Here is a 16,100-nt window from a genome sequence, read left to right as displayed (position 1 = left end):
TAAGTGAGTTCTTTCGGTAAGGGTGCTGGGGGTGGGGTGGGCCCCGCACCCCCCCCCCGGCCGGGGCGGCCCCCACGGCCGGGGCGTCAGTACTGGCGGTCGGCCAGGACCTCGGCGGCCTGCTCCTGCGTGAAGGTGGTCTCCTCGGTGACCACGCGCTCGGGCACGTCCTCGCCGTCCACGACCTTCTGGGCGAGGTCCATCAGCTGGGGACCGAGCAGGGGATTGCACTCGACGATGAAGCTGATCTTGCCCTCGGCGAGCGCCGCCATCCCGTCCTTCACCGCGTCGACGGTGATGATCTTGATGTCCTTGCCGGGCTCCAGGCCCGCGGCCTCGATCGCCTCGATCGCGCCGAGACCCATGTCGTCGTTGTGGGCGAAGACCACGTCGATGCCCTTCTCGGACCCGAGGAACGTCTCCATCACCTTCTTGCCGCCGTCACGGGTGAAGTCGCCGGTCTGGGACGCCACGACCTCGACGGTGTCCTCCGCCTCGATGGCCGAGGCGAAGCCCTCGGCCCGGTCCAGCGCCGGCGCGGCACCCGTGGTGCCCTCGAGCTGCACGACGTTGATGGCGCCGTTGCCGTCGACGTCCATCTCGCCGGCGTTCTCGACCAGCCACTCGCCGGCCTTCTCGCCCTCGAGGATGAAGTCGGAGCCGAGGAACGTCTCGTAGAGCGAGGTGTCCTCGGAGTCGACCGCGCGGTCGGTGAGGATCACCGGGATCTTGGCGCGCTTGGCCTCCTGCAGGACCGCGTCCCAGCCGGTCTCGACGACCGGGCTGAAGGCGATGACGTCGACCTTCTGCTGGATGTAGGACCGGATCGCCTTGATCTGGTTCTCCTGCTTCTGCTGCGCGTCGGAGAACTTGAGCTCGAAGCCGGCCTCCTCGGCCGACTCCTGGACGGACTTCGTGTTCGCCGTGCGCCAGCCGCTCTCGGCGCCGACCTGCGCGAAGCCCATCGTGATCGAGCCGTCGTCGTTGCCTGAGGCGGAGTCGGAGTCACTGCCGCAAGCGGTGAGCACCATTGCGCTCAGCGTGATCGCACTTGCGGCGACCAGGGTCTTCTTTGCCACTGTCTTTCCTCCAGATCAACGGGCGTCGCGCCCTTGTGACCGGTGTCACTGTGGTGAGTGTGAGCGCTAACATTCGTGCGCGTCAAGAGGTTCCGGGCAGATCGCCCGGAAAAATGTGAGCGCTCACTTCAGCGCGGTGAACTCCCACTCGAGCGCGCAGCGGTAGGTCTCGCCCGGGCGGAGCACCGCCGAGGGCCACTCCGGGTGATGCGGGGAGTCCGGGAACAGCTGCGGCTCCATCGCCACGCCGTCGCCCTGACGGTAGACCCCGCCCGAGGCGTCGCGCCGGGTGCCGTCGAGGAAGTTGCCGGTGTAGACCTGCAGCCCCGGCTGGTCGGTGCGCAGCACCGCGCGGGTGCCGGCCGCACGCGACTCGAGCACCGCCACGTCGCGCCACCCCTCGCCGTCGAGCACGTAGTTGTGGTCGATGCCCCGCGCCCAGGTCACCTGCTCCTCGTCGCGTCGCACGGCCGGCCCGATCGGGGCGGGGGCGCGGAAGTCGAACGCCGTGCCGGCCACCGGGGCGTGCTCGTCACCCAGCGGGATCCCCTCGGCGTCGACCGGGGTGTAGCGCTCGGCGTGCACGGTCAGCTCGTGGCCGTCGATGGTGCCGGCGCCGTCGCCGTCGAGGTTCAGGTAGGCGTGGCTGGTGAGGTTGACCAGCGTGGGGGCGTCGGTGGTCGCCTCGAGGTCGACGCGCACCCGGTCGCCCGACACGGTGAACGTCACCCGCGCGGTGACGTTGCCCGGGAAGCCCTGGTCGCCGTCGGGGCTCTCCAGCTGGAGCACGGCCCGGTCGTCGTCCTGCTCGACGACCTCCCAGATCCGGCGGTCGAAGCCGTCGGGCCCGCCGTGCAGGTGGTGGCCGCGGTCATGGGTCCCGAGCACGAGCTCCCGCCCGTCGAGGGTGACCCGGCCGCGGGCGATCCGGTTGGCGTAGCGCCCGATCGTGCCGCCGATGTAGTCGGTCGAGGCCAGGTAGTCGGCCGGGTCGCGGTGACCGAGCGCGACGTTGCGCCGCGCTCCCCCCGCCTCGACCTCCAGCCGGTGCACGGTGGCGCCGAGGGTCAGCAGGTGCAGCACCGCGCCCGGCGCGGAGCCGAGGACGAGCCGGTGGACGGTGTGGCCGGACGGGGTCGTGCCCCACTCGCTGACGCGACTCATGTGAACGCTCACTTCGCGATCGTACGGCGGTCGGGCGCCGGGCCGGTCGAGGCCCGGACCACCAGCTCGGGCGCGACGAGGGCGACGGCGGCGTCCCGCTCGCCCGCGAGGGCCCGCACGGTGAGGTCGACGGCGTGCCGGCCGAGCTCGGAGAACTGCTGGGAGACCGTCGTGAGCCCCGGCCAGAAGTAGGCGGCCTCGGGCACGTCGTCGAAGCCGACGACGCTGACGTCCTCCGGCACCCGTCGCCCGTGCTCGTGCAGCGCCCGGAGCACGCCGAGCGCCATGGCGTCGTTGGCGACGAACACCGCGGTGACGCTCGGGTCGGCCGCGATCGTGCGGCCGGCGGCGTACCCGCTCGCCGACGACCAGTCCCCCTCCGCCTGGGGCCCCGGCTGCAGGCCGCGGTCCTCGTGCGCGCGCTCCCACCCCGTGCGCCGCTGGACGGCCTCGACCCAGTCGAGCGGGCCGGTCACCTGCGCCACCCGCTCGTGCCCGAGGTCGAGCAGGTGGTCGGTGGCCAGCCGGGCGCCGAGCTCCTGGTCGATCCCGGCCGCCATCGACTCCCCCGCGGTCACGCCCTGCACGATCGCGACCGGGACGGCGAGCTCCAGCGAGCGGGTGCGCTCGAGCGCCTCACGGTGCGCGACCGCCACGACGATCGCCTCGACGGCCTGGTCCAGCAGCCGCTCGACGGCGCCGCGCAGGGAGTCGGCGCCGAAGTCCGAGAGCCCCACCAGCGAGACCTCGTAGCCGGCGTCGTGGCCGGCCTCCTGCACCGCGACGGCGATCATGCTCGGTCCGTGCAGGGCCAGGTGCGCGGAGATCATGCCGATGCGCCCCGAGCGGTTGGTCGCGAGCACGCGGGCGGCGGCGTTGCGCCGGTAGCCCATCTCCTCGATGGCCGCGAGCACCCGGGACCGGGTCGCCTCCTTGACGAGCGGGGACCCGTTGAGGACGCGGGACACCGTCTGGTGCGAGACGCCGGCCTGCGCCGCGACGTCGGCCATGCTCGGTGAGCGCTGCGCGCCGTGGCGGTCGCGCGGCGCTCCGGACATGGGCGACATGCTAGGCGTCGCTCGGACGCCGCGTGCCACCCCGCCAGCGGGTCAGCCGATCGTCGCGGGATGCAGGCGGGCGCCCTTGACCACCTTGTCCACGGCGTTCTTCGGCCCGTGCAGCGCGAGGCCCACCAGGTCGAGGCCCGCGCCGGCCACCGCGGCGACGGTGGCCCGGTTGGCCTCGTCGTGGCCGGTGCCGAACATGTCGGCGGTGTAGACGGCCACCGCCAGCTCGCGGCGCAGCGCGCGCTCACGCGCGGCCCGGAGCACCTCGGCGTCCGCCTCGAAGACCAGCACCGGCATCCCGAGCATCGGCAGGTACGCCGTGCCGTCGGCGTCGGCGTACGGGTCACCGACGAGGTGCGGCGACGCGGCGGCGATGCCGCTGGCGAGGAAGGCCGTGACGTTGAGCCGCTGCCAGGCGGCGAGGTCGGCGCGGACCAGGACGGCGATCTTGGTGTCGAACGGCGGCGTGAGGGCGTCGTGCATGGCTCGATCCTGGCCGCCGGCGCGGCGGCGGTCTTGTACGTTCGTGACATGCCAGGCACCACGGACGTCCGGGCCTGGCGTCCGTCCGTGCCGGGGGTGGCCGAGGTGCTGCACGCGCACTTCCCGCACCACGCCTACCCCTCGCACACGCACGACACCTGGACGGTCCTGCTCGTCGACAGCGGCACGGTCCTCTACGACCTCGGCGGCCGCGCGCACGCCACCCGCCGCGAGTCGGTGACGCTGCTGCCGCCGCACGTGCCGCACGACGGTCGGGGCGCGACGGTGGACGGGTTCCGCAAGCGCGTGGTCTACCTCGAGGCCGGCACCCTCGACGTCGCCGGCACCGGGCGCAGCGTCGACGAGCCCACCAGCGACGACCCCGGGCTCGTGCGCCAGGTGCGGTCGCTCCACCACGCCCTGCGGCACCCCGGCGACGAGCTCGAGGCGGCCTCGCAGCTGGCGCTGGTCGTCGAGTCGCTGTCGTGCCGGCTGCGCGGCGTCCCGGCCGCCGGGTCGCGGCGCGACGCGGCGCTCGCCCGTCGGCTGCGCGACCTCCTGGACGCCTCGGTCGTCGAGGGCCTCACCCTGGCCGACGCGGCCGCCGAGCTGGGCGCCTCCGAGGCCCACCTCGTGCGCACGTTCCGCCGCGAGCTCGGCATCTCCCCGCACCGCTACCTCACCGGCCGCCGCGTCGACGCGGCCCGGCGCCTGCTCCTCGACGGGATGCCGCCCGCGCAGGTGGCCGCCGAGGTCGGCTTCCACGACCAGTCCCACCTCACCCGCCACTTCAAGCACGTCCTCGGCGTGCCCCCCGGCCGCTACGCCGCCCGCTCCGCCTGACCGCTGCGCAGATGGTCGGGGGGACCTCAGGTGGGGGCGGGGACGTCGTGGCGCTCGAGGAGGCGGGCGTCGACGGCGGCGGGGTTGAGGACCTGGTCGAGGGCCATGGAGGCGCAGCCGACGAGGCCGGCGCGGTCGCCGAAGGTGGAGGGGAGGAACTGCAGGTCGCGGGTGGCCAGCGCCGAGGCGCGGGCGTAGACGCTCTCGCGGACGCCGGCGGCGTAGACGTCGAAGGCGGCGGCCATGTCGCCGCCGAGCACGACGGCCTGGGGGTTGAGCAGGTTGATGGCGACGGCCAGGACCTCGCCGAGCTGGCGGCCGCTCTCGCGCAGCAGCTGCTTGGCCTCGGGGTCGCCGGTCTGCGCCAGCGCCACCAGGTCGCGCACGTGGTCGACGGGCTGACCCGACTCACTGAGCCGCGTCACCAGCGCCCACCCGCCGGCGAGCGTCTCGAGGCAGCCGGTGTCGCCGCAGCGGCACGGGCGCCCCTCGGCGGCGTCGACCTTGGTGTGGCCGATCTCGCCGGCGCCGCCGAGGTGGCCCGACACGACCCGGCCCTCGGCGATGATGCCCAGCCCCAGGCCGGTGGAGGCCTTGACGACGAGCAGGTCGCGGAAGCGGGCGGCGTGGCCCAGGCGCTCGGAGCGCGCGAGCACGTCGGCGTCGTTGCCGACGTAGAGCGGGGCGGCGCCGACCTCCTCGAGGTACGGCGCGAGGTCGGCGCCGTCCCAGCCGCCCATCACCGGGGAGTCGACGCTGACGCCGCGGACCGGGTCGACGGTGCCCGGGAGGCTGACCCCGACGGCGAGGACGGTGCGCTCGGCCGCGGTCTCCTCCAGCAGGCGGCACAGGTGCTGGGCGACCGGCGGCATCACCACGTCGGGCCCGGCGCCGACCTCGTGGTCGACGGAGGCCGAGCCCAGCTCCTCGCCCATCAGGTCGAAGACCGCGAGCTGGGAGCGGGAGCGGCCGATCGCGGCCGCCAGGACGACGCCGGCGTCCTTGTGGAACAGGATGCTGCCGGGGGGCCGCCCGCCCGTGGACGCGAGCTCCTCGCCGACCAGCAGCAGGCCCGCGTCGGCCAGCGCCGAGACCCGGGCGACCACGGCGGTGCGTGACAGCCCGGTGATCCGGCGCAGCTCGGAGCGGGTGCTGGCCCGCCCCGACCGCACCAGCTCGAGCACGTCGCCGGCGGAGGTCATGCCCTGATTCTAGGGTCTTGCGCACGCCTGGATCCGGGTCGTGGACGACTTGTGTACGAGAAATACCTAAGTTGTGCTTGTTGAATGCACCCTTGTGTCCTTACCGTGGTGTGGTGACCCTGCCTGCGACCGAGCTCTCCCCCGGTCTCCCGACCTCTGACTTCACCGTCTTCGGGGGCACCGGCGACCTCGCGCTGCGCAAGCTCCTGCCGGCGCTCTACCAGCGCGAGCTCGAGGGCCAGCTGCCCGACGGCACCCGCGTCATCGGCGTCTCCCGCTCCGACCTGGACGACGACGGCTACCGCCACCTCGTGCAGGAGGCGCTGCACCGCCACGTCGTGGCCGACGAGCTCGACGAGGACGCCGTACGCCGCCTGCTGGCGCGCGTGCGCCACCTGACCCTCGACTCCCACGAGCCCGAGGGCTGGCACCTGCTGCACGACCTCCTCAAGGACCGGCCCTGCGGCCACGACGGCGACGAGGCCGTGCGCGTGTTCTACCTCGCGGTGGCGCCGGCGCTGTTCGGCCCGACCTGCGAGCGGCTCGAGGCCGCCGGGGTCGTCGAGCCGACCTCGCGCGTGGTCCTGGAGAAGCCGGTCGGGCGCGACCTCGCCTCCGCGCTGGAGATCAACGACGCCGTCGGCCGGGTCTTCGACGAGCAGCAGATCTTCCGCATCGACCACTACCTCGGCAAGGAGAGCGTCCAGAACCTCCTCGTCACCCGCTTCGCCAACACCTTCCTCGAGCCCCTGTGGAACTCCCGCTGGGTCGACCACGTGCAGATCACCGTGGCCGAGACGCTCGGCGTCGGCGACCGCGGCGGCTACTACGACACCTCCGGCGCCCTGCGCGACATGGTGCAGAACCACCTGCTGCAGCTGCTGTGCCTGGTGGCCATGGAGCCGCCGACGTACGTCGGTCGCGAGACGGTGCGCGACGAGAAGCTCAAGGTGCTGCAGGCGCTCAAGCCGATGACGGCCGAGGACGTCGACCGCGACACGGTGCGCGGCCGCTACACCGAGGGTCTCGTCGACGGCCTGCCCGCGGCGTCGTACTCCGAGGACGTGGGCCATCCCGGCAGCAGCACCGAGACGTTCGTGGCGGTGCGCGCCGAGGTGCAGAACTGGCGCTGGGCCGGCGTCCCGTTCTACCTGCGCACGGGCAAGCGGATGGACCGCCGGATGTCGGAGATCGTGGTGGTCTTCAAGGAGCCGCCGCACGCGATGTTCCCGCACAGCGAGGGCGCCACCTCGCCCAACCGCCTGCACATCCAGGTGCAGCCCGACGAGGGCATGCGCCTGCACATGACGGCCAAGGAGCCGGGCCCCGGCGGCATCCGGCTGCGGCCGGTCTCGCTCGACCTCAGCTACGCGACGACGTTCACCCAGCGCAGCCCCGACGCCTACGAGCGGCTGCTGATGGACGTCATCCGCGGCAACCCGACCCTCTTCATGCGCCGCGACGAGGTCGAGGCCGCGTGGACCTGGGTCGAGCCGATCCTCCGGCGCTGGGCGACGTCGCCCGACCGCCCCAAGCGCTACCCGGCCGGCACCAGCGGGCCGACCGCCGCCGCCACGCTCATGGAGCGCGACGGCCGACACTGGCAGGAGTCCGACCTATGAGCCGACCCCCGATGAACCCCGTCGTGGCGGAGGTGACCGCCCGGATCGTCGCGCGCAGCGCCGTGAGCCGGCGCGCCTACCTCGCCCGCATCCGCGCGGCCGCCGACCAGGGCCCGGCCCGTGGCAAGCTCGGCTGCGCCAACATCGCCCACGGCTTCGCCGCCTCCGAGCCGGCCGAGAAGACCGCGCTGCGCGGTCGCACCAAGCCGAACCTCGCGATCGTCACCAGCTACAACGACATGCTCTCGGCGCACCAGCCGTACGGCGAGTACCCGCCGGTCCTGAAGCAGGCCACCATCCGCGCCGGCGGGATCGCCCAGGTCGCCGGCGGCGTGCCCGCGATGTGCGACGGGATCACCCAGGGCCGCGACGGCATGCAGCTCTCGCTCTACAGCCGCGACGTCATCGCGATGTCCGCGGCGATCGCCCTGAGCCACGACATGTTCGACGGCGCGCTGATGCTCGGCGTCTGCGACAAGATCGTGCCGGGCCTGCTGATCGGCGCGCTGTCCTTCGGCCACCTGCCCACCGTCTTCGTGCCCGCGGGCCCGATGGCCTCGGGCCTGCCGAACGGCGAGAAGGCGCGCGTGCGCCAGCTGCACGCCGAGGGCAAGGTCGGGCGCGAGGAGCTGCTCGAGGCCGAGGCGGCGTCGTACCACTCGCGCGGCACGTGCACGTTCTACGGCACCGCCAACTCCAACCAGCTGCTGATGGAGGTGCTCGGCCTGCACCTGCCGGGCTCGTCCTTCGTCAACCCCGGCACGCCCCTGCGCGAGGCGCTGACCCGCGCCGCCGCGGCGCGCGCCGTCGCGATCACCCGCCAGGGCGGCGAGCCGACGCCGATCGGCGAGGTCGTCGACGAGAAGGCGATCGTCAACGCGTGCGTCGCGCTGCTGGCCAGCGGCGGCTCCACCAACCACACGCTGCACCTCGTCGCGATCGCCCGCGCCGCGGGCATCGCGCTCACCTGGCAGGACCTCTCGGACCTCTCGGCCGTCGTGCCGCTGCTGGCGCGCATCTACCCCAACGGCTCCGCCGACGTGAACCACTTCCACGCCGCCGGCGGCATCGGCTTCCTCATCCACACGCTGCTGCGCCACGGGCTGATGCACGAGGACGTCGAGACGATCATGGGCCACGGCCTGAGCCGCTACACGACCGAGCCGGTGCTGCGCGGCGACGACCTCACCTGGGAGGAGGGCCCCAAGGCCAGCCTCGACCTCGACGTGCTGCGCCCGGCGGACGAGCCGTTCGCCGCCGACGGCGGCCTCAAGGTCCTGACCGGCCCGCTGGGCACGGCGGTCATCAAGACCTCCGCGGTCAGGCCCGAGCACCGCGTCGTCACCGCGCCCGCGCTGGTCTTCGACGACCAGGCGGAGTTCCTGCAGGCCTTCCAGGACGGGCGCCTCGACGGCATCGACCTGGTCGCGGTCATCCGCTACCAGGGTCCCGCGGCCAACGGCATGCCCGAGCTGCACAAGCTCACGCCCGCGCTCGGCGTGCTCCAGGACCGCGGCCAGAAGGTCGCGATCGTCACCGACGGACGGATGTCGGGCGCGTCGGGCAAGGTACCGGCCGCGATCCACGTGACGCCCGAGGCGGCGCTCGGCGGTCCGCTCTCGCGGGTCCGCGACGGCGACCTGCTCACCGTCGACGCCCTCACCGGCCAGCTGCTGGTCGACGACGTCTTCGCCCTGCAGCAGCGCGTGCCGACCGGCCGCGCGCCCGAGGGCGAGGAGTGGGCCGGGACCGGCCGCGAGCTGTTCGCGGCGTTCCGCGCCACGGTCGGCCCGGCCGACGCGGGTGCGAGCGTCTTCCCGGCGTACGGCTTCCCCCAGACGGAGGTGCCCGTTGTCCAGCCTGCCTGAGCCCCGGAGCACGTCGCTGCTCGACGTCGTGCCGGTGCTGCCGGTCGTCGTCATCGACCGGCTCGAGGACGCCGTCCCCGTCGCGCGCGCCCTGGTGGCCGGCGGCCTGCCGGCCATCGAGCTCACCCTGCGCACCCCCGTGGCGCTCGACGCGATCCGCGCGATCGCCGACGACGTGCCCGAGATCCTCGTGGGCGCCGGCACCGTCGTGACGCCCGGCCAGGCCAAGGAGGCCCTGGACGCCGGCGCGCGCTTCCTGGTCTCCCCCGGCGCCACGCCGACGCTGCTCGCGGCCATGGCCGACACCGGTCTGCCGTTCCTGCCCGGCACCGCCACGGTCTCGGAGGCGCTGGCCGTCCTCGAGGCCGGCTTCACGGAGATGAAGTTCTTCCCCGCGGAGGCGTCCGGCGGGGCGGCGTACCTGAAGTCGGTGGCCTCCCCGGTCCCGGCCGCGCGGTTCTGCCCCACCGGGGGCATCACCGCCACCACGGCGGCCGACTACCTCGCCCTGCCCAACGTCGGCTGCGTCGGCGGCTCCTGGCTCACCCCGCCCGCCGTCCTCGAGGCCGGCGACTGGGCCCGCGTCGAGTCCCTCGCGAGAGCGGCCGCCGACCTCCGCTGAGCCCGTCCGCCGGGGCTGCTCTCAGGTCACCTTGACGACCCGCACCGCGGAGGTGGAGGGGGCCACGGTCGCGGAGCCTCGGTAGGTGGCGGAGACCTTGTGGCGGCCGCGCTTGGCGATCTTGACGGTGACCACGGCCTTGCCGTTCCTCACCGCCACCCGCCGGACCACCTTGCCGTCGACCTTCACGGCCACCGTCCCGGTGGCGGTCGGGCTGGAGGTCACCTTCACGGTGACCCGCAGCGGCTTGCCGCGCCCGACCTTGGTCCGGTTCGTCGAGACCCTGGTGGAGGACGTCGCCCTGGCGACCGGCGCGGTGGCCGAGGAGGTCGAGACCCCCGGCGCCTTGCCGGCCTTGGTGGCGCTCACCCGCACCGACAGCCGTCGTCCGACGTCCGCCGCACCGACCCGGTACGTCGGTCCGGTCGCGCCGGCGATCGGCGTGCCGTTGCGCAGCCACTGCCGGGCCAGGGCGAGGCCCTTGGTGTTCCAGGAGCCGGTGGTGGAGGCCAGCGTCGAGCCGACCCGCGCCGGACCGGTCACCTGGGGGGCGACCAGCGCCGCGACCGTCTCCACGTCGGCCAGGGTCACGGTCTCCTGGCGCACCGCCTCGGGGTTGCCCGCGACGTCGGTGGAGGCGAAGTCGACCAGGTGGGGGCCGTAGCCCGTCACCGTGATCGGCGCCTCGCCGGCCACCTGCCACTCGCCGCCGTCGACGCGGTAGGCCGTGCGACCCACCCCGCTGGTCGCGTCCTGAGCCGAGAAGACCAGGGTCGCCCGGTCGGAGAACTCGACCCCCGGCCGCTGCGTGACCGCGAGCTGCGTCGTCGGCGCGACCGTGTCGATCCAGACCGGCAGGGTTCCGACCGCCGAGGTGTTGCCGGCCGCGTCGCGACCGCGGAAGGTCAGCTCCCGCTTGCCGTCACCGGTGACCGGCACCGGTCCGACGTAGGCCTGCCAGCCGGCGTCCGCACCGGTCTCGACCGTGAGGGCCTCGTCCCGGTTGTCCGCGGCGTCGACCTGCACGAGGACGTCCGAGCGGTACCACCCGTCGTCGCCCACGGTCCCCGAGGAGACCGCGGCGGAGAGGTCCGGCGCCTGGGTGTCGGCCGGGACCGGCAGCACCCACAGGTCGGCGATCGACGGGTCGAAGAAGCCCGACGCGTCCGTCGGGTACTCGAAGCGCACCCGCACGTCGCCGTCGGCCGCCAGGACCGACGGGTCGTCGACCAGCGCGTCGTAGACCTTGGTGCCCGCGCCCCCCTCAGTGCGCGGGACCAGCTGCGTCTTGACCAGGACGTCGTCGACGTAGACGTGGTACTTCTTCGTCCGCGCGCCGTCGAAGGTCTCGATGTTGCGCAGGACGAACGGCTGACCGGCGGGCACGTCGACCAGCACGGAGTACCAGGACCCGGGCGTGGCCGAGTTGGCGTAGCGGCGGGTGAGCCCGGCCTCCACGTTGGTCCCGCTGCTCGCCGAGGCCTGAAGACCGTGCGCGGTCTCGGAGGCGCCGTTGCCGAAGTCGACGTGGTCGACGACGCCCGCGCTGGGCGGGGTGGCGAGGCCGAGCGTCGCCGTCGTGTCCCTCGACGCCAGGGTCGCGCCCGCGCGGCGGACGGAGACCGTCACCGGCATGCTCCCGGCCACGCGGTCGAGGGGCACCACCACCGGCACCGTCGCGACGACGGATCCGCCGGCGGGCACCAGGACCTCCGGCGAGGGCACGGAGGCCCAGCCGTCGGGCAGGGTCGCCACCACGCGGGCCCGGACGTCGGACGCCCCGGTGTTGGAGACCGGCACGTCCAGGGTGGCCCGCTCGGTCGGCTCGCCCGTGCCGAGCTCGGCGACCACGTCGCCGATCTCGAGCCCGGAGGTGACCGTCGCCCAGCCGGCGGTGGTGTCCTCCACGGTGAACGTCTCCCCGCCCAGGGTGAAGGTCAGCGAGAGCGCCGCGTCGTAGGCGCCGGGCGCCTGGTGCCTCGGCACCGCCACCGTCACCGGCAGCTGCACGCTCTGTCCGGCCGGTACGCCGGCGGCCGAGATCTCCACCGGGTCCCAGCCCTCCACCGTGACCGTGCCCGTCAGGTCCGTGATGCCGGACGCCGCGGTGTTGGCGACCTCGAGGGTGCCGGTCACCTCGCCACCCGGCAGGACGGCGCCGCTGACCGGCGGCAGCGTCACCGAGAAGCCCAGCGCCGACGTGACGGCCAGCACCAGCTGGTTCTCGATCGCGGCGAGCCGGGAGTCGAGGTCGGCCGCGACCGGCGCGGCGACCGCCGAGCCCGTGAGCCAGGCGCGCAGGTCGCGCACCTCCGTGAGCGCCGAGCGCAGGGCCGGCGTCGCGGCGTCGTCGTCGCCCGCGAGCCGGGCGAGCAGCGCCTCGGCCACGTCGTCGTGCGCGGCGGACAGGCCCTCGTCGAGCTGCCCGCGGTCGCCGGCGGCCAGGTCGCCCGCCTCGGTGAGGTCGCCGACGTGGCCCTTCAGACCGTCGACGGCCTCGAGGATCGCGCCGAGCTCGGCGTTGCCCGCGGTCACCGCGAGCTCGTAGTGGCCCGAGCCGACGGTCACGGTGACGTGGCCCGGCTCGGACGTGACCTCGGTGACGCCCTCGGCCTGGTCGAGCAGGGTGCCGCTCTCGGTGACGGCCCACGCGGAGTCGGCCGGGACCACGATCTCGGCGGTGGTGTTGACCGGGACGTCGACGGTGAGCGACAGGTCCTCGCCCTCGAGCCGCCAGTCGGTGGCGATGGTGCCGTAGACCGACTCCATCTCACCGCCGCCGTGCGTCAGACCTCCGCCGACGACCGGCGCGACGCGGATCTTCCTGTAGCCGGGCTCGAGCGCCTTGATGCCACCGATGTTCTGGTACATCCAGTCGCCCACGGCGCCGTAGGCGTAGTGGTTGAAGGAGTTCATGCCGACGTCGCCGAAGGTGCCGTCGGGCTTGATGGAGTCCCAGCGCTCCCACATCGTGGTCGCGCCCTTCGCCACCTCGTAGCCCCACGACGGGTAGTCCTCGTGCATGAGCAGCGTGTAGGCGAGGTCGTCGCGGCCGATGCTGCTGAGTGCCGGGAGCAGCCAGGGGGTGCCCAGGAAGCCGGTGGTCAGGTGGTTGTCGCTGGCGGCGAGCTTGGCGACGAACCTGGCCGCCACCTTCTCGCGCAGGGCGGCGTCGGGCACCAGGTCCATGCCGAGCGCCATCGCGTACGCCGTCTGGCTGTTGCCGTCGACGGTGCCGTCGGGCTGCACGAGCGTGTCCGCGAAGGCGGCACGCACGTCGGCCGAGAGCTGGGCGAACTCGGCGGCGTCGGCGTCCTCGCCGATGCCGGCGGCCATCTCGGACATCATCCGGGCGTTCTCCGCCAGGTAGGCCGTCCCCAGCACGCTGGTGGGCGTGTTGTCGTTGAGGTTGAGCCAGTCGTCCCAGTTGCCGCGGGCGGTGTCGATCAGGTCGGCGCCGGCGCCGTCCTGGGTGAAGCGCAGGAACTTCTCCATCGCGACGTAGTTCTCCCGCACGATCGCGGTGTCGCCGTGGGCCAGCCAGACGGCGTACGGGACGGTCACGGCGGCGTCGGACCAGCCGAGCCCGCTGCCCAGGTCGATGCCGGGCGGCACGGGCGCGATGCCGTGGAAGTTGCCGTTCTCGCGGGCCGAGTCCTGCAGGTCCACCATCCACTTGCCCAGGAAGGCCCGGGTGTCGCGCAGGTAGCTGGCCGTCGGGGCGAACACGTTGATGTCACCGGTCCAGCCGAGGCGCTCGTCGCGCGCCGGGGTGTCGGTGGGGATGGACAGGAAGTTGCCGCGCTGCCCCCACGAGATGTTGCTCGTCAGCTGGTTCAGCATCGCGTCGGAGGTCTCGAGCGTGCCGGTGGCGGCGAGGTCGGAGCCCCAGACCACGCCGGTCACGTCGGCGGCGGCCGGCGGCGTCGCGGCGCCCACGATCTCCACGTAGCGGAAGCCGTGCTGGGTGAACTTCGGCTCGTAGGTCACCGTGCCGGTGGTCGCGAAGGTGTAGCGGTCGGTCACCTTCGCGGCGCGCAGGTTGGCGGTGTAGAGCGTGCCGTCGGGGTTGAGCATCTCGCCGTAGCGGATGGTCACGGTCTGACCGGCGACGCCGGACAGCTGCATCCGGGCGCCGCCGACCATGTTCTGCCCGAGGTCGTAGACGAGGGCGCCGGGGGTGGGCTCGGTGCGCTCGACCGTGGCGAGCTCCTCGGTGACGCGCACCGGGTCGTCGCGCTGCGGCACCAGCTTGGCGGTGTCGGACGCCACGACGGCCACGTCGGCCCAGCCGGCGTCGTCGAACTCCGGCTGCTCCCAGCCGGTCTGCTCGGCGCGGGCGTCGTAGGTCTCCCCGTCGATGTTGTCGGTGAAGACGTAGGGGCCGTAGTGGGACGTCCAGGTGTCGTCGGTGTCGACCCACTCGCTGGAGCCGTCGGTGTAGTCGATCCGCAGACGGGCCACCAGCGCGAGCTGGTCGCCGTACATGTCGGGACCCCACATGCCGACCTTGCCGGCCCACCAGCCGTCGGCGAGCTCGGCGCCGAAGGCGTTCTCCCCCGACCGCACCAGCTCGGTCACGTCGTAGGTCTGGGCCTGGATGCGCTTGCGGTAGTCGGTCCACCCGGGAGCGAGGAGCTGGTCGCCCACCTTCTCGCCGTTGAGGTTGAGCTCGTAGATGCCGTGCGCGGAGGCGTAGACGCGGGCGCTCGCCACGGTCTTGCCCGCCTCGGTGGCGAACTCCTTGCGCAGCAGCGGGCGGTTCGCGTCGGGCGAGCGCCACAGCGCGTCGAGCCGGCCCTTCAGCTGGAGGCCCTCGGGGACCAGGGTGCCGCCGTCGAAGGGGTTGCCGTCGGTGAAGTCGGTGTCGAGCAGGACGTCGCCGTTCTCCGCGGTCACCGTCACCTCGTGGACCGTCGCCTGCTCCGTGCCCTCGTTGGCCTGGTCGAAGCGGAAGCCCACGAAGCCCCGGTCGAACGTCGGGTCGGTGCGGGTGTCGATCGTGGTGCCGTCCAGCTTGGTAGTGATGGTCGGGCCGTCGAAGGTGACGCTCATGGTGTGCTCGCCGTCGAGCAGGTCGGCGGCGGAGACGACGTCGGCGATGCTCTTGTTGGCCATCAGGCTGTAGTTGCCGTTGACGCGCAGGTGCGGACGGAACCTCGGCGTCCCGTCCGCGACGCTGAGCTGCCACATGTAGGCGTTGCCCGTGGTGCTGGCGCGCACGAAGGCGCCGAACACCAGGTTGTCGATGTCGAAGTCGAAGTCGACGGTGTAGTCGGTCCAGCGGTCGACCTCGGTCCCGGCCGGCTTGCCCACCCACGCGGCGTCGCCCCAGTCGGCCGGCTCCAGGAGCCCCGTCTCGAACGTCGCCGGCGCGCTCCAGGCGGACTGCTCGCCCGCACCGTCCCAGACCCGCACCTGCCACACGTACTCCGTGCCCGACGCCAGCGCCGGGCCGGCGTAGGCCACGTCGACCTGGCGGGCCGAGTCGACCTTCCCGCTGTCCCACACGTCCGGCTGCCCCAGCGCGTCCTCGCTCGAGGCGACCCGCACCTGGTAGGCGGACTGCACGACGCCGCGGGCGGTGGACTCCGAGACCCAGCCCAGGGTGGGCGGCGCTCCCGGGATGCCGAGCGGGTCGACGCGGCCGTTGGCGGTGAGGTGGCCGACCGAGAGCGGCTCCGCGGCGTGGGCCGCGGGAGCGCCGAGGGCGATCGGGGCCACCACGCCCAGGGACAGCGTGAGCGCCAGCCCCGAGACGAGGGAGCGCAGGCGGTGCGAGGGAGCAGGCAGCATGGGGGGTCCTGACTGGAGAGGCTTTGAAACGTTGCAACCAGCAACGTAGGGCCTCGTGACGCTCGTCACAATGCGCGTGTCCGCATCCGGTCACGCCGGATTCCGGCACTCCTCAGATCAGCCGCGACCGGACCGCGTGGACGACCGCCTCGATGGTCGAGTCGACCCCGATCTCGTCGGCGATCGCGCGCAGCCGCCGCCGCACGGTGCGCTCGGAGACGCCCTGTCGGCGGGCGACGGCGTCGACGGTGAGCCCGTCCGCGAGGAGGCTCAGCACCTCCAGGTCGGCAGGGTCGGGCCGCCACCGGGCGCCCTCGCCCGGCTGCCCCTCCGAGACCTCCCTGGGCATGCCTG

11 protein-coding genes are annotated in these 16,100 nt (G+C 73.4%); 4 read left to right on the top strand and 7 right to left on the bottom strand.

All coding sequences use genetic code 11. The annotated features are described in order from the left end of the window. Positions 1 to 86 precede the first annotated feature (86 nt). The 4 genes from IRQ30_RS10495 to IRQ30_RS10480 form a co-directional block, all read right to left on the bottom strand. On the bottom strand, positions 87 to 1,031 hold the full coding sequence (locus IRQ30_RS10495; RefSeq protein WP_193608020.1) for an ABC transporter substrate-binding protein: 945 nt from the start codon (positions 1,029 to 1,031) through the stop codon (positions 87 to 89). A gap of 171 nt (positions 1,032 to 1,202) precedes the next feature. Continuing rightward, a complete protein-coding gene (locus tag IRQ30_RS10490; protein WP_193612831.1) occupies positions 1,203 to 2,255 on the bottom strand; it encodes a galactose-1-epimerase in 1,053 nt (350 codons plus the stop codon). Beyond that, a complete protein-coding gene (locus IRQ30_RS10485) occupies positions 2,252 to 3,301 on the bottom strand; it encodes a LacI family DNA-binding transcriptional regulator (protein ID WP_227467386.1) in 1,050 nt (349 codons plus the stop codon). The genes IRQ30_RS10490 and IRQ30_RS10485 overlap by 4 nt, the downstream gene beginning before the upstream one ends. Positions 3,302 to 3,352: 51 nt before the next feature. Next, on the bottom strand, positions 3,353 to 3,793 hold the full coding sequence (locus IRQ30_RS10480) for a DUF2000 domain-containing protein (RefSeq protein WP_193612830.1): 441 nt from the start codon (positions 3,791 to 3,793) through the stop codon (positions 3,353 to 3,355). Positions 3,794 to 3,841: 48 nt separating this feature from the next. Here IRQ30_RS10480 and IRQ30_RS10475 point away from each other — a divergent pair, with 48 nt between their 5' ends. Then, complete coding sequence (locus IRQ30_RS10475) at positions 3,842 to 4,636, top strand: helix-turn-helix transcriptional regulator (RefSeq protein WP_193612829.1); 795 nt, start codon at positions 3,842 to 3,844, stop codon at positions 4,634 to 4,636. A gap of 26 nt (positions 4,637 to 4,662) precedes the next feature. Here the strand turns inward: IRQ30_RS10475 and IRQ30_RS10470 are convergent, their stop codons facing one another. Next, positions 4,663 to 5,838 carry an ROK family protein gene (locus IRQ30_RS10470; RefSeq protein WP_193612828.1) on the bottom strand — a complete coding sequence of 392 codons (1,176 nt, stop codon included), beginning with the start codon at positions 5,836 to 5,838 and terminating at the stop codon, positions 4,663 to 4,665. A 113-nt stretch (positions 5,839 to 5,951) separates the two neighbouring features. Here IRQ30_RS10470 and zwf point away from each other — a divergent pair, with 113 nt between their 5' ends. The 3 genes from zwf to eda are packed head-to-tail and all read left to right on the top strand — an operon-like array spanning position 5,952 to position 9,950. Further along, the gene (zwf, locus tag IRQ30_RS10465; protein ID WP_338089653.1) at positions 5,952 to 7,460 is read left to right on the top strand and encodes a glucose-6-phosphate dehydrogenase; all 1,509 of its coding nucleotides are present in this window, start codon (positions 5,952 to 5,954) and stop codon (positions 7,458 to 7,460) included. Continuing rightward, on the top strand, positions 7,457 to 9,328 hold the full coding sequence (edd, locus tag IRQ30_RS10460) for a phosphogluconate dehydratase (RefSeq protein ID WP_193612827.1): 1,872 nt from the start codon (positions 7,457 to 7,459) through the stop codon (positions 9,326 to 9,328). Before zwf ends, edd begins: the two co-directional genes overlap by 4 nt. Then, positions 9,312 to 9,950 (top strand): bifunctional 4-hydroxy-2-oxoglutarate aldolase/2-dehydro-3-deoxy-phosphogluconate aldolase, encoded by a 639-nt coding sequence (gene eda / locus IRQ30_RS10455; RefSeq protein ID WP_227467384.1) that lies wholly within the window; start codon positions 9,312 to 9,314, stop codon positions 9,948 to 9,950. Before edd ends, eda begins: the two co-directional genes overlap by 17 nt. Before the next feature lie 21 nt (positions 9,951 to 9,971). Here eda and IRQ30_RS10450 read toward each other — a convergent pair whose 3' ends face one another. Beyond that, positions 9,972 to 15,746, bottom strand: coding sequence for a family 78 glycoside hydrolase catalytic domain (locus tag IRQ30_RS10450; RefSeq protein WP_193612826.1), 5,775 nt, complete (start codon positions 15,744 to 15,746; stop codon positions 9,972 to 9,974). Between the two features lie 112 nt (positions 15,747 to 15,858). Further along, on the bottom strand, positions 15,859 to 16,095 hold the full coding sequence (locus tag IRQ30_RS10445; protein ID WP_193612825.1) for a response regulator transcription factor: 237 nt from the start codon (positions 16,093 to 16,095) through the stop codon (positions 15,859 to 15,861). Between the last annotated feature and the right edge of the window lie 5 nt (positions 16,096 to 16,100).

This window comes from Nocardioides lijunqiniae, from assembly GCF_015024225.1.
Lineage (GTDB): Bacteria > Actinomycetota > Actinomycetes > Propionibacteriales > Nocardioidaceae > Nocardioides > Nocardioides lijunqiniae.
This window is presented reverse-complemented; position numbering and strand designations above follow the sequence as displayed.

Bases quoted from the DNA above. Each gene is read 5' to 3' on its own strand.
- IRQ30_RS10445 (WP_193612825.1), bottom strand. From the start codon at position 16,095: ATGCCCAGGGAGGTCTCGGAGGGGCAGCCGGGCGAGGGCGCCCGGTGG.
- IRQ30_RS10475 (WP_193612829.1), top strand. From the start codon at position 3,842: ATGCCAGGCACCACGGACGTCCGGGCCTGGCGTCCGTCCGTGCCGGGG.
- IRQ30_RS10495 (WP_193608020.1), bottom strand. From the start codon at position 1,031: ATGGTGCTCACCGCTTGCGGCAGTGACTCCGACTCCGCCTCAGGCAAC.
- IRQ30_RS10480 (WP_193612830.1), bottom strand. From the start codon at position 3,793: ATGCACGACGCCCTCACGCCGCCGTTCGACACCAAGATCGCCGTCCTG.
- IRQ30_RS10485 (WP_227467386.1), bottom strand. From the start codon at position 3,301: ATGTCCGGAGCGCCGCGCGACCGCCACGGCGCGCAGCGCTCACCGAGC.
- IRQ30_RS10470 (WP_193612828.1), bottom strand. From the start codon at position 5,838: ATGACCTCCGCCGGCGACGTGCTCGAGCTGGTGCGGTCGGGGCGGGCC.
- IRQ30_RS10450 (WP_193612826.1), bottom strand. From the start codon at position 15,746: ATGCTGCCTGCTCCCTCGCACCGCCTGCGCTCCCTCGTCTCGGGGCTG.
- edd (WP_193612827.1), top strand. From the start codon at position 7,457: ATGAGCCGACCCCCGATGAACCCCGTCGTGGCGGAGGTGACCGCCCGG.